Origin of the sequence: Pseudomonas sp. NFPP12 (assembly GCF_900103205.1) — a bacterium.
In the GTDB taxonomy this organism is placed as follows: Bacteria; Pseudomonadota; Gammaproteobacteria; order Pseudomonadales; family Pseudomonadaceae; genus Aquipseudomonas; species Aquipseudomonas protegens.
Genome location: NZ_FMWW01000008.1, coordinates 36,001 through 49,206, shown reverse-complemented (window position 1 = coordinate 49,206; position 13,206 = coordinate 36,001). Strand labels below are relative to the sequence as shown.

The 13,206-nt window shown below is 58.4% G+C and carries 10 protein-coding genes; 3 read left to right on the top strand and 7 right to left on the bottom strand.

Annotated features, from left to right (window positions below; translation table 11 throughout):
- Positions 1 to 11 precede the first annotated feature (11 nt).
- The 4 genes from BLS75_RS29505 to BLS75_RS29490 all read right to left on the bottom strand — a co-directional run bounded on the left by BLS75_RS29505 (position 12) and on the right by BLS75_RS29490 (position 6,645).
- The gene (locus BLS75_RS29505; protein ID WP_072452770.1) at positions 12 to 1,487 is read right to left on the bottom strand and encodes a class I SAM-dependent DNA methyltransferase; all 1,476 of its coding nucleotides are present in this window, start codon (positions 1,485 to 1,487) and stop codon (positions 12 to 14) included.
- 181 nt (positions 1,488 to 1,668) lie between these two features.
- Positions 1,669 to 3,234 (bottom strand): restriction endonuclease subunit S, encoded by a 1,566-nt coding sequence (locus BLS75_RS29500; RefSeq protein WP_072452772.1) that lies wholly within the window; start codon positions 3,232 to 3,234, stop codon positions 1,669 to 1,671.
- A complete protein-coding gene (locus BLS75_RS29495) occupies positions 3,234 to 6,074 on the bottom strand; it encodes a type I restriction endonuclease subunit R (RefSeq protein ID WP_176876781.1) in 2,841 nt (946 codons plus the stop codon). The genes BLS75_RS29500 and BLS75_RS29495 overlap by 1 nt, the downstream gene beginning before the upstream one ends.
- 289 nt (positions 6,075 to 6,363) lie before the next feature.
- Positions 6,364 to 6,645 (bottom strand): fructose-bisphosphate aldolase, encoded by a 282-nt coding sequence (locus BLS75_RS29490; protein ID WP_072452776.1) that lies wholly within the window; start codon positions 6,643 to 6,645, stop codon positions 6,364 to 6,366.
- A gap of 433 nt (positions 6,646 to 7,078) precedes the next feature.
- Between BLS75_RS29490 and BLS75_RS29485 the strand changes: the two genes are divergently transcribed.
- The 3 genes from BLS75_RS29485 (at position 7,079) to BLS75_RS29475 (ending at position 9,283) form a co-directional block, all read left to right on the top strand.
- A complete protein-coding gene (locus BLS75_RS29485; protein WP_072452778.1) occupies positions 7,079 to 8,047 on the top strand; it encodes a hypothetical protein in 969 nt (322 codons plus the stop codon).
- On the top strand, positions 8,047 to 8,733 hold the full coding sequence (locus BLS75_RS29480; protein WP_072452780.1) for a hypothetical protein: 687 nt from the start codon (positions 8,047 to 8,049) through the stop codon (positions 8,731 to 8,733). Before BLS75_RS29485 ends, BLS75_RS29480 begins: the two co-directional genes overlap by 1 nt.
- Before the next feature lie 70 nt (positions 8,734 to 8,803).
- On the top strand, positions 8,804 to 9,283 hold the full coding sequence (locus tag BLS75_RS29475) for a DUF4265 domain-containing protein (RefSeq protein WP_072452782.1): 480 nt from the start codon (positions 8,804 to 8,806) through the stop codon (positions 9,281 to 9,283).
- 89 nt (positions 9,284 to 9,372) lie between these two features.
- On the opposite strand, the gene BLS75_RS29470 is transcribed toward BLS75_RS29475, so the two are convergent.
- The 3 genes from BLS75_RS29470 to BLS75_RS29460 are packed head-to-tail and all read right to left on the bottom strand — an operon-like array spanning position 9,373 to position 13,138.
- Positions 9,373 to 10,692, bottom strand: a complete 1,320-nt coding sequence (locus BLS75_RS29470; protein WP_072452784.1) for an MFS transporter — start codon at positions 10,690 to 10,692, stop codon at positions 9,373 to 9,375.
- A 48-nt stretch (positions 10,693 to 10,740) separates the two neighbouring features.
- Positions 10,741 to 11,688 (bottom strand): LysR family transcriptional regulator, encoded by a 948-nt coding sequence (locus BLS75_RS29465; protein WP_072452786.1) that lies wholly within the window; start codon positions 11,686 to 11,688, stop codon positions 10,741 to 10,743.
- A 25-nt stretch (positions 11,689 to 11,713) separates the two neighbouring features.
- Positions 11,714 to 13,138: an FAD-binding oxidoreductase gene (locus tag BLS75_RS29460; protein ID WP_072452788.1), complete on the bottom strand. Its 1,425-nt coding sequence runs from the start codon at positions 13,136 to 13,138 to the stop codon at positions 11,714 to 11,716.
- Positions 13,139 to 13,206: the final 68 nt, after the last annotated feature.

The following is a 13,206-nucleotide window of genomic DNA, read 5'->3' as shown; positions in this document are numbered from 1 at the left end:
GACGTCTGAGACTAACCGAGCCCTTTGAGGATTTCACGGAAACTGCCCAAGGCAGCCTCGATATTCTCGATGATCTCGCCGGCCAGTTCGTCTGGCTCCGGCAAGTTTTCCAGGTCATATAGAGATTTGTCCTTTATCCAGAAGATATCCAGACTGGTCTTGTCGCGGGCCAAGATCTGATCGAGGCTGTATTTACGCCAGCGGCCTTCGGGGTTGGAAATCTCGTTCCAGGTCTCGCTGCGCTCGTGGCGTTTTTGCGGGTGGTAGCAAGTGATAAAGTCCTGCATGTCCTCGAAGCGCAAAGGTTTTTTCTTCAGGGTGTGGTGAATATTGGTGCGGTAGTCGTAGAACCATACCTCTTTCGTTTGTGTGTCTTTGCTAGCCGGGCGGTTGTCAAAGAACAGCACGTTGGCCTTCACGCCCTGAGCATAAAAGATACCGGTCGGTAGGCGTAGTATGGTGTGTAGCTCGGTAGTCTCCAGAAGCTTCTGTCGTACTAATTCACCCGCACCACCTTCGAACAGCACGTTATCCGGCAATACCACTGCAGCGCGGCCGGTGGTCTTGAGCATGCTATGGATGTGTTGCAGAAAGTTCAGTTGTTTGTTCGAGGTGGTGGCCCAGAAGTCCTGGCGGTTGTAGGTTAGTTCGTCCTTTTCTTGTTCGCCCTCGGCATTGGTAAAACTCATCGAGCTCTTCCTGCCGAAGGGGGGGTTGGCTAGAACATAATCGACACGCAGGCCACTGTCGGCAATCAGTGCATCGTTGGGTGAAACTGAGCTGTTGCCATCTATTTCGCCGATATTGTGCAGTAGCATGTTCATCAGGCAAAGGCGGCGGGTGCTGGCTACGATCTCGTTGCCGTAAAAGGTTTCGTTCTTGAGGAAAACCTTCTGGTCTTTGGTTAGGGCTGGATTGCCAGCGAGGAAGTCATAGGCAGCGAGGAAGAAACCGCCGGTACCGCAAGCTGGGTCGGCAATAGTCTTATTCGGTTCCGGGCGTATACAGTCGACCATGGTGCGTATCAGTGCCCGGGGTGTGAAGTACTGGCCGGCGCCTGATTTGGTGTCCTCGGCGTTTTTTTCTAAAAGACCTTCATAGATGTCGCCTTTCACATCCGCACCTAGGGTCACCCAGCGTGTTTCGTCGATCATGCTGATAAGGCGGCTGAGTTTGGCTGGGTCTTGGATCTTATTCTGCGCCTTGGTGAAGATCTGCCCTAGCATACCGGTCGTGCCACCCAGTATTCGCAGTAGGGTAACGTAATGCACCTCTAGCTCAGCGCCACGTTTGTTTTTCAGGCTTTCCCAATCATAGCCTGCGGGAATGCCGACATCCCGGATGAACGGTGGGCGGGCGTACTCATCGACCATTTTGAGGAAGATCAGATAGGTCAGTTGCTCCAAATAGTCTCCGTAACTGACCCCGTCGTCGCGTAGGGTTGTACAGAAACTCCAGACCTTGGAGACAATTGCATGGGTGCTCATGGATGATTCATTCCTGGGAGTTCAGATATGCCTGCCCGTGGCTGTCAGGCAATATGCCTGTTGCCGACCGGCGTCTTTTTCTGCAGTGGATCGTCGATTAGAACAGTGAGTAGGACCTCGACTGGGGCGTTGCACTTACCCGTTAACTGTTTCTTCATATGCATCACCGTGTGTAACATATTCAAGCCTTGGCTTTGATGCTGCGGGCCTTGGCTGGCTTGATGGCACGTTCGGATCGGATGCGCTCCAGTAGTACATTGGCCGGCTCGTCCTCGCTATTCTGATCCGCCAGCTTACCGGAAAAAGCTTTTTTCAGGATCGACTGGCGCAGAGCCCTTGCCTGTTGCAGAGAGTCGGTGATGGTTTTTTCGAGCTGTTCCACCACTGAAAGCTTTTCTTCGAGCAACTGAACTAGCATTCTCTGTTCTGAGAGAGAGCAAAAGGGTAACTTCATTACTGAAACTCGCTCCTTGTTCAAAGCCTTTTGGTTGTTTCCAGAGCCAAGCTTTCTGGTCATTTCGTACTGAAAACAGAGATAAAAGTACATGAACTCTGGCATACAGCCCGCTTCAGAAACTCGGATGGCTGCCGTATTTTGATTGTGGGTTGCTGGCAAGTCCAAAATTGCAGCCTGCCCACGGGTTTTCCCTTCCCCAATCATAGCCAGCATCACCGAGCCGGCTGGGTGTATTTCAGTGGAAGCGTTGAGGTAGCCGGCTTCAGTGATTTTTTCCTTCGTGTCTTTTATTCGACAAAAAGCCACTTCACCACTGCTAACCCAAGGTATTTCCCCGCCCCAGTAGCTCGAATCTCCACGGCTTGGCGTGGAGCCGACATACACACCAAAAACCTCTCCAACCTGTACCCACTTCCAGCTTTCCGGAAGTTCGGGCAACTCCGATAGCTCAGCGACAGACAATGGCGGTAAGATCTTCGGCGCCTTGGGTTTGGCCGGCTCTCTATCAGACTTATAGGGTTTTTCCTTGATTTTCTGCACCTCTGTCCACTCAAGGAGCTGCTCTTGGTAGCTCACTTCGCGTTCCAGCTGGATACGCGTCAACAGGATTTCAGCAGATTCAAGTTTGTCGGAATTTTGCGCTCGCCAGTCGCTGGTCAGTTTTCCTTCGAAAGCTTGCTTGAGCAGTGCCTGACGGTAAATCTTGAGCTGTTGCTGGGCGGTGCACAAACACTCCACTCCCTTCTCCAACTCAGATAGCAATTCTTCAATTTTCGCGACAATTCGCTTTTGCTCAGCAAGTGGTGCTAGAGGGAAAGCAAGATCGGTCAACTGTTTCTTGGTGATCCCTGAAATGGTAGTTCCACGCCCCTGGAACTTCAGAATTTGCAGTTCATAACTCAGGAAATGCAGTGCGTACTCAGGAACTACCAAGTCAGGGCTCTGGATCAGGCCTTGAACATCTTGGCTGAAGCAAGTTGGTGCTTCAGTAATGGCGATTTTTCCGAGGCCCACACGAGTAACAACCAGCAGGGTCCTGCTGGGAACGCTATTAGTCGTGCTGTTCTCTATGCCCTTGTCGGTTACTTTCTTACGGGGCCTGATGTCACGCACGCCGAGGATATCTGCGCTCGTGACCCATGGGGTACCGTCCCCCCAGTATTCAGGCTTTTCAGTTGAAGGCGTGCCGCCGCCAACCACGTTGTAAACCTCGCCCAAGGGGGCAATGGCCCAATTGGTTGGCAAATCACTATGTTCTTCTGCTTGAGTGCATCCTTCTGCCTTACTCATTACGCCACCAACGCCTCATTAATTTCATCTAGCATCGCCTCGTAGTCATCACCGAACTGTTCATAGAACCCGCCCAGCCCGCCATGAGCGTCGAAGGGGGCGAAGTTTAACGCTTCGCTGTCAATATGTATCGAGCCGGCGATATGGCCACGGATCATCTGCAGCCATTGCATCTGCTGTTCGGTGAATTTTTCACCAGCCCCCGAGTGGCGCTTGAATATCCAGTCCTTGAAGTTGCGGCTGACCGTGTCTTCGAATGGCATTAGGGTATTGTCTAGTCCACATACGAGGCGGATCAGCGCTACTAGCGCAGTGAGTTCGTTGAGCGGAGAGTGACCCTGGTAGTTGTCCAGCCGGGCGTAAGCCTCCCAGACATTGAGTGGTGCTAGGTGCGGGCGGTCTGCCTTGATTGCTTCAAGTACCGCATGCAGCTGCTCGAATGTAACTTCGCGGCGACGTTGCGGCTGACTGAAGTAGATGTTCAGTGCCTCCAGCTCCTCTTTGTGCTCCTTGAGGTAGGCGGCGAAATCCTGTTTCAGATTTTGTGCCTGCTCCGCGCTCTGCTGCTGCCATCCGGCAAAAGTGACTTGATCTAGTGTTTCGTGATCTACCTTCTGTTCCCGGTCGCGGCGGATCTGCTCGATAAGTTCGATCAATTCACCATTGAGAATGCTGGCCGCCTGCTTGACCAGCTCGGCCTGAGCCTGGTCGCGGAAGGCATCGCCGGGATCGGTGCCTATCGGCTGGCCAGCCAGCTCCAGCGCTCGTACTTCAACTACGTCGCCGTCTATCGCATTGAACAGGCGTCCAACCAAGGTATTCAGCGGTACACCACCACTGGCTGCTTCGACTTTCTTGTGTTCGGTCGGATCCAGCTGTTTGGCCAGCCGTGCCAGTCTTCCTGCCAACGAGCTAACGCTGTCGCTGTCGCTAGCTCCGAGCATGACGCCCATGGCCAGATCTTTGAGCGGCACCGAGGGCTTGCTGATCAGCGGCTGGCTGGCGGTCTTCAGTGACTTCGTGACGCCTATTGCATCGACTATGACGTAGTGGGTTTTGGCAGTTTTGGCTGCGGAAGAAACCTTTTGTAGGTCGTCCTTATCCAGGGTTCGGGTGCCGCGCCCCTTCATCTGTTCGAAGTAGTTGCGACTTTTGACGTCGCGCATAAAGAGTAAGCACTCCAGCGCTTTTACGTCTGTGCCGGTAGCTATCATATCGACGGTAACGGCTATGCGCGGATAGTAAGAATTGCGAAAAAGGCCCAGCACCGATTTGGGATCTTCACCTTTTTCGATGACGTTACCATCTGCGTCCTTCCGATCCTGAGAGGCGCGGTAGGTCACCTTCTTGCAGAAGGCATTTCCCTCATCGAACTCCTCGCGTACGCACTGGATTATGTCGTCGGCATGACTGTCGGTCATGGCAAATATCAGTGTCTTAGGCACCTGGAACTGGCCATCTTGGTCAATACGATTGGGGAATATTTCAGGGAGCTTGTCGCGAAATGTGCCAATCACTGTACGAATCTGGTCCGGATTGACGATGTCTCGGTTGAGCTGTTTTGACGAGTAGGCTTCATCCTCGTCCTGTGCTTCCCAGCGCTTGCGTCGGGTTAGGCGCTCCCGATGCTCGACGAGTTGCTCGGCTTTGAGCTGTCCACCACCCTTAGTGACGTCAGTTTCAATCAGGTAAACCTCGTTCCCGACGTTGACACCGTCGGCCACAGCCTTTTCATGACTGTAGTCGCTAACGACATTTTTGTTGAAGAAGCCGTAGGTGCGGTTGTCTGGGGTGGCGGTCAAGCCGATTAGGCTGGCATCGAAGTAGTCGAGCACTTGTTGCCAAAGGTTATAAATAGAGCGATGGCATTCGTCGATGAAAATGAAATCAAAGAATTCCGGTGGGATTTTTTCGTTGTATGCCACCGGTAGTGGTGCTTTGGGCTTGGTCATCTGCTCCGCTGGGTTAAGCTCTTCAGCCGAATCTTCCAGTTCTTCGCCCTTGAGGGTGGCATACATGCGCTGGATAGTACTGATGCACACCAGGCTATCGCTGGCGATATGAGGCGATTTCAGTCGTTGCACCGGATACAGTTCGGTGAACTTGCGACTGTCGTCTATCGGCAGATAGCTCATCATTTCCTGTTCGGCCTGTTCGCCCAAGTTCTTGGTGTCAACCAGAAACAAAATGCGTTTGGCGCCAGCGTATTTCAGCAGCCGATAAATAGCGGTGATAGCGGTGTAGGTCTTGCCGGCGCCTGTTGCCATCTGGATCAGTGCTCGTGGTCTTCCGCCCTTAAAAGAGGCTTCCAGTCTGTTTACAGCGATCTCTTGGCAGGCCCGTAGCTGCAGCTCGCTGGCTGGCAGCTGCTGAGGGTTGAGTGGTGGCATCGCCTGCAGGCGTGTGCGCAGAGTGGATGGCTGGGTCAGCAAGTCGCGCAGGGTTTCTGGGCGCTGAAAGCTGAACAGTTCACGGGAACGTGGCTTAGGATCGCAGGTATCGGTGAAGCGGGTGATGATGCCGGTGCTTTCATAGAGAAAGCGCAGATTCTCATTGGACTTGATCCATTTCAGCTGGGCATTGGCATAACCCTGGGTCTGAACCTCCACAGCAGTAATGCTGTGGCCAATCTCTTCTCGCTTGGCTTCAATCACTCCAACCGGTTTGCCATCGACGAACAGTACATAGTCGGCGGGACCTACGCTTGTTTGATATTCCCTTACTGCTATCCCGACGCCGGAGCTAAAGTTAATTTTTTTTTGTACCACCCAGCCGGCTGCAGTGAGTTGGGCGTCGATACGGTCGCGAGCAATCTGCTCCGGAGTCTGGTTTAGAGTCATCAAGCTACCTTGCCATTGCAATCCATAGAGGTGGCAAGATGGTACTACTTTTGAGGGTGTTCTCGCTCTCAGAACAAGAATTTATGAGAAGACGGGATTGTCTTTGCCGCTAATCAAGCAGGCGCCCGTCAGCGAACCTACTTAGATCTCATCATATGTGGTCTGAATGCCCATAGTTCGGATATGGGCCGAAGCATGGGCTGATGTCGATGTAAGATAAAAAATGATATTTTTCAGATATTTGAGGTATTAAAAAGCCGGCTTTTGGCCGGCTTTCTTGAGCTTTATATCAAACGCTAAACGACTTGGTCTCAATTATCCCCAATACATCCCGCACATCCTGAAGCAACAACCTAGCGGTATTGGTGACGGCACCAATGTCCTTATCGCTCGCATCACGCAACGTAATGCAAGTCATCAGATTCAGATAATCAAGCGCAGTCACCAATCGCTCACTCGCACACGCATGCAAATCCACCAACGGCGCTTGGCTGTCGATAAACAGCACTGGCCCATCGCTGGCGATTGGAGTCATGGGGATAAAACGTTCGGATAAATCTTGAGTATTCATGGTGTCGTTTCTTCCAAGAAAATGAAAAATCGCCACCTGTTGCTGCGAATCAACTGGGTGGCAGCTGTACGCGGGTTCGCAGACCGAGGAAAGAAACAAACCCGGCAGACCCGGAGGTCTCCCACGCACAGCTGCCATAAACGAAACGCAGGCGAAGTTTGCCTGAGTTGGCATGGACTGTGTTGTTTGATTCTTTCTTTTGGGCTGCGAAACCCTGCCGCTGACAACATTCAGCGGACGAGAAAACTATAGGGACGCGGTCAATCAGGGGCAATGGCAGCCCTGTAGGAATGGTCTCTCTTCCGGGTAGGGACAGGCTGAGCTTCCTGAAGATTTCATATCCGCATAGAGGCGAGCTGCATCAGCAATACCCTCTGCCTCCCAGCGATTTTGCTATCCTGCGCCCCTTTTTCCCACCGCAAGGAACGCAGGCATGACCCAGCCCATTGGCAGCAGTTCACAAACAAGGGCTGGCCAACAGCGTCACCTGCCACACCTCCTGTTCCGCCTGACCGCAGCACTCTTGCTCGGCCTCGGGCTAATCACCCCCACCGCCCAAGCCAACCCCACCACCACCTACCGCGGCACCCTCGGCGACACTCCAGTTGAACTAGCGCTCACCTACGATTCCCAATACGGCGGCGGTATGTCCGGCTATTGGTTTTCCGAGTCCGAGCGCCTGCCCATGGCGTTGGAGTCCACGCCTTTCCATTCCGGCTCTGCGCTCTTGATCAACATCATGGACAACCCGACCCTGCCGGCGACGGCGGTGTCGTTGCAGCCGTTCGCCGAGGGGGCGCAGGCGCTGCAGGGCAGTCTGGTGGATCTGCGCACGGGCACGCAGCAGCCGTTGCAGTTGCAGCGGGTGACGCGTTTTGGTGACAGTCAGCTGGGCGCTTTTGAGGGGGAGTTGCTGCAGCCGGTGTTCGATCGGGATTTCTATTTCAGTGTGCATGCCGCGCGCAAGGCCGGGGAGGAGGTGGCGCGGGTGGACAGTATTCGGGTGATGAGCCGCACCACCGGGCGGCGGGTGCAGGAGATCAGTGGGCAGTGGTGCCTGTCACCGGTCGGTACCAGGACGCTGACTTTCGGGCATTTCCAGGCCGAGGCGCGGATTGATTTTCAGGCCCAGGGCTATCGCCTGGCGGAGTCGGATGGCCGGCTGTGGTGCTCGCCTACTCAGTACTACCTCTATAACCGTGAACGCCGGGAATACCTGCGTCATCCGCAGTTGGAGCAGTTCGCGGTGGACGGTGATCTGCGCTTTTCCCCCGGTGGCCAGATGGAGTTCAGCAAGCAGGACTTCATCAATTACGACCAGCGCACTCGGCGTTGGGATTATTACCGGGTGATCAGCCCTGATCGGCTGGAATATCTGTCGTCGGGCGAGGAGCGTTTCTGATGCGTGGGTTTGATGTTGCTCGGGGGCTGGCGGTGCTGGTGTTGGCGCTGTGGCTGTTGCCGGCGCAGGCGTCCCACGGGGTGTATGAGGGCACGGTGGGCAAGCAGGCGGTTGTCTTGACCCTGGGCAGCCAGAATGCGGTCTACCAGGGCACCTATGCCTATCAGCGCTATCGCACGCCGATCCGCCTCAAGCCAACCTTCAGCTACAGCAACAAGACGCTGGCCATGGATGAGCTGGACGAGCAGGGCTTGCCGGTGGCGCGTCTGCAGTTCAATGACTTGATGAACTCCCGCCAGCAGGAGCAGGTGCGCGGCACCTGGACCAGTTATCGCACGGGCAAGACCTTGCCCATTGCGCTGAAGCTGGTGGGCCTGGTGGATTCGGATCGCTCGTGGCCGCAGCCGGTCACCACGCTGCTGCAGAGTGCTTCCACTAAACGCTGGTATTTCCAGGTGCCGATGCCGGGCAATGATCAGCGGATCACGACGGTGGAGGTGATGGACAAGGCCTCCGGCAAGTTGTTGCAGAGCCTGGCGGTTGCGGCGCCGGGGTGTCGCAACCTGGGGGTGGATACCTTGCAGGTGCAGGCTGAGGGGGAGCAACTGCGGATTGGCTTTCAGGACTGCACGTTGCCGGGGTTTGCGTGGAATGTGGGCAGTGGGCGCTTTGAGCCGTTGCCCTGAGGCAGGGGATGGAAGCGCTGGGTAACAGAACAAGGGTCCGGTGTAGAACGTGGAAACTGTGGAGCCCCGTATGGACGACAAGCAATCTCCTGTGCTGATTCAGGTGTACATGGCCGATGACGATGGCGCCGTTCGCGAGGAACTGCTGGCGCGGCGCATCGATGAGGATACCTACGAGTTGCTCTCCTCACCGGGCCTGGCGCAGAACCTGGCGCGGGGCGATATCGTTTCCATCCGCAATCCCGATGCGCCGGCGCAAGTGCTGAAGCGGGGCGGGAATTTCTGCATTCAGATCTATGCCGACTACATTGATCCGGCGGTGATCAGTGCGCTTGAAAACGAGGTCGCTGGTGAACTGGGCGGAACCCTGGATGGGCTGTTCGAGGGGAACCTGTCATTCACTGTTCCCGCGAGGAATGGCATGGACCGTATCAACGCGGTGTTCGATCGCTTCCGCGAGCAAACCGGGATCCAGTGGTACTACGCCAATGTCTATAAAAACCTCGATGACGATGAGGACGAAACGCTGTTGAACTGGTGGCTGGACTGATTCAGGTGCTCGGCGATGGTGTTATTTGTGCCGGCGAGGGCGGTCTTGTGGACGCCTTCGCCGGCAAGCCGGCTCCTACAGGGGGCGCGTCAGGCAGTTTGTAGTCGTGCCGTCTTGCGTACGTGGTTGACCATCAAGCCCAGCCCGCCGCCGATCAGCAGGATGGCCGCCATGAAGTACATTGCGGTCTGGGTGTTTCCCGTTACCTGGGTCAGCCAGCCCACCACGATGGTGCTGAAGAACCCCGCCACATTGCCCAGGGTGTTGATCAATGCCACGCCCGCCGCGGCGGCCGCGCCGCCCACTACGGCAGTGGGCAAGCCCCAGAACACCGGCAGGCTGCTGATCATGGCGGCGGTGCCGACGATCAGGCCGAACATGGCCAGTATCAGGTTGTCACCAAAGAAGGTGCCAAACGCCACGCCTAGCGCACCAATCCCCGCGCAGACCGCCAGGTGCCAGCGGTACTCGCCGTGGCGGTCGGAGCTGCGGCCCACGATGACCATGGCCACCGCTGCGGCGGCGTAGGGCAGGGCGGTGAGGGCGCCGATGGCCCAGGGCTGTTGCACGCCGCTGTTGCGGATGATGGTGGGCAGCCAGAAGCTGATGACGTATTGGCCCAGTACCAGGCAGAAGTACACCGCGCCCAGTAGCCAGATCTGGGGGTTGAGCAGGCCGTCGCGCAGGCGGTGGCTCTGTTTGTTGGCAGCTTCGCGGTCGATGGCGGCCTGCATGCCGTGGCGTTCTTCGGGGCTGAGCCAGTGGGCGTCGGCGATGCGGTCGCGCAGGAGGAAGAACACCGCGGCGCCGAGGGCCACGGCGGGCAGGCCTTCGATGACGAACAGCCATTGCCAGCCGGCGTAGCCGGAGACGCCGTTGAGGTGTTGCAGGATCAGCCCCGAGATCAGTGAGCCGAACAGGTTGGAAATCGGCAGGGCCATGATGAACAGGGCGGTCATCACCCCGCGGCGCTGGCTGGGGAACCAGGTGGTGAGGTAGAAGATGATGCCGGGGAAGAAGCCGGCTTCGGCAATGCCGATCAGCAGCCGCAACACGTAGAAGGTCAGTGGCGTTTCGATGAACATCATGGCCGCCGACAGCAGGCCCCAGGTGACCATGATCCGTGCGATCCAGCGCCGCGCGCCGAAGCGGTGCAGGGCGATGTTGCTGGGGATCTCGAACAGCAGGTAGCCGACGAAGAAGATCCCGGCGCCGAGGCCGTACACCGCTTCGCTGAACTTCAGGTCGTCGAGCATCTGCAGCTTGGCGAAGCCGACGTTGACCCGGTCCAGGTAGGCCACCAGGTAACACAAAATCAGCAGCGGGATGATGCGCCAGGCGGTCTTGCGGTAGGCCGAGTGCAGGGCTGCGTCGTCGAGGGACGCAGGCGGCGGGGAAGGTGGGTTCATGGCTAGCCTCTTTATTCTTGTTGTCGAAGCAATGGGTGAAACAGCGGTTCAGGCCTCGGGCAGCAGGCGGGTGGCGGGCCATTCGCCGGAGCGGCTCATGTCGCGCACCACCTGGGCGATCAGGTTGGCAATGGCGCTGCGCAGGTTACTGCCGGGCAGGGCCTCGCAGACGCAAATGCCCAGGGTGCGGAAGACTTCCCGGGGCTGGATGGCGTGGGCCACCAGCCGGCCTTCGGCGACTTCGCGCAGGGCCAGGTTCAGCGGCATGATGCTGGGGCCGATGCCGGCCTCCACCGCGCTCTTGAGGATGTGCACCGAGTTGACCTCCATGGCCACTTGGGCCGGTGGCAAGTGCAGGCGTTCCAGGGCCTGGTCGACGCAGGCCCGGGTGCTGTGGCTGTGGGCGCGGCTGGGAAACACCAGCGGCCGGGCCACGGCTTCGGCCAGGGTGACGCTGCCCGGTGGCGGGGCATGGCGGTCGTCGGCGCGGTGGATCAGGTAGAAGTCTTCTTCCAGCAGCGGGCTGAAGCTGACTTGCGGCGGCAGGCCGATGGGGGTGAACAGGGCAATGTCGACCCGGCCCCGCACCAGTTGGTCCACCAGGTTGCCGGTGAGCTCTTCATTGAGGTGCAGTTCGACCTTGGGGTAGGTGCGGGCCACGGCCTGGATCAGCGGCAGGGCCACGGTGCTGGCCACGCTCTGGGGCAGGGCGACGACGATGGAGCCGCTTAGGGCGCCGGGTTCGCTGCTGATTGCGGCGCGGGCGTCCTGCAGGTGCTTGAGCAGGCCCTGGGCGTATTCGTAGAACAGTTTGCCGGCGTCGTTGACGCGGATGCCGCTGTTGCTGCGATGGAAGAGCTGCGCGCCGAGGTCGGCTTCCAGGGCCGACATCTGCTTGCTCAGGGCCGATTGCGCCACGTGCACTTCCCGGGCGGCGCGGGACAGGCTGCCGGCATCGACCACGGCGACGAAGTATTTCAGCTGGCGGATTTCCATGCTGGCTCCTTGGCGGGCCGCTGCCTTAGTCGACGGCCGGGCCGCGGGGGAAGATCTTGCCCGGGTTCATCAGTTGCCGCGGGTCGAGGGCGACCTTGATCGCCGCCATCACGTCCACCGCGTTCTGCCCGTGCTCCAGGCTCATATAGGCCTGCTTGGTCAGGCCGACGCCGTGCTCGCCGGTGCAGGAACCCTGCAGGGCGATGGCCCGTTCCGCCAGGCGCTGGGCCACGCCGTCGGCGCGCTGCACTTCCTCGGGGTCGTCGGGGTTGACCAGGATCACCGCATGGAAATTGCCGTCGCCGACATGGCCGAAAATCGGCGCCAGCAAGCCTTGCTGCTGCAGGTCGGCGGCGGTGGCTTCGATGCATTCGGCCAGGCGTGAGATCGGCACCACGGCGTCGGTGGTCAGGGCGCGGCAGCCGGGGCGCAGGGCCACGGCGGCGAAGTAGCCGTCGTGCCGCGCCTGCCACAGGCGGCTGCGGTCTTCAGGGTGCACGGCCCATTCGAAGTCCTGGCCGCCGTGTTCATCGGCCAGCAGGCGGATGGTTTCCACCTGTTCCTGGACCGAGGATTGCGAGCCGTGCAGCTCGAAGAACAGCGACGGCGCCTCGTTCAATCGGGTTTTGCTGTAGGCGTTCAGGGCACGCACGGTGAGGGCGTCAATCAGTTCGATACGGGCGATCGGCACCCCCAGCTGGATGGCCTGGATCACCGTTTGCACCGCTTGGTCGACGCTGGGGAAGTTGCACACCGCGGCGGAAATGGCTTCGGGAATCGGGTGCAGTTTCACCGTCAGCTCGGCCACTGTGGCCAGGGTGCCGCCGGAGCCTACCAGCAGGTGGGTGAGGTCATAACCCGAGGAGGATTTGCGCGCCCGACCGCCGGTGTGCAGCACTCGGCCATCGGCCAGCACTGCGGTCAGGGCTAGGACGTTTTCGCGCATGGTGCCGTAGCGCACGGCGTTGGTGCCCGAGGCCCGGGTCGCCGCCATTCCGCCCAGGGAGGCGTCGGCGCCGGGGTCGATGGGGAAGAATAGGCCGGTACCGTGCAGCGCAGCGTTGAGCTGCTTGCGGGTTACCCCGGGTTGCACGGTGACGTCCATGTCGTCGACGCGGATTTCCAGAATCTGGTTCATCGCCGACACATCGATGCACACCCCGCCGTGCACCGCATGCAGCCAGCCTTCCAGGGAACTGCCGCTGCCGTAGGGAATGATCGGCACCCGATGGCGATGGCAGGCCTGCTGCACGGCGATGATTTCGTCGAGGTGATTGACGAAGGCCACCCCTTGCGGCGGCAGCGGATCGAGGGCGGAGATGTCCCGGCCATGGTGCTCGCGAACGCTGGCGGAGGTGCTGAAGCGTTGGCCCAGCAGAGTGGTCAGTTCATCCACCAGGGCGACGGGCAGGGGCTGGAGTCGGGCGGTATCGGGGGCAGGGGGCAGCATCAGGCAATCTCCGGTTTGTTGTTCGCACCGCACGGAAGGTCAGGCCGGGGTGGGGAGGGAGTTGCCCA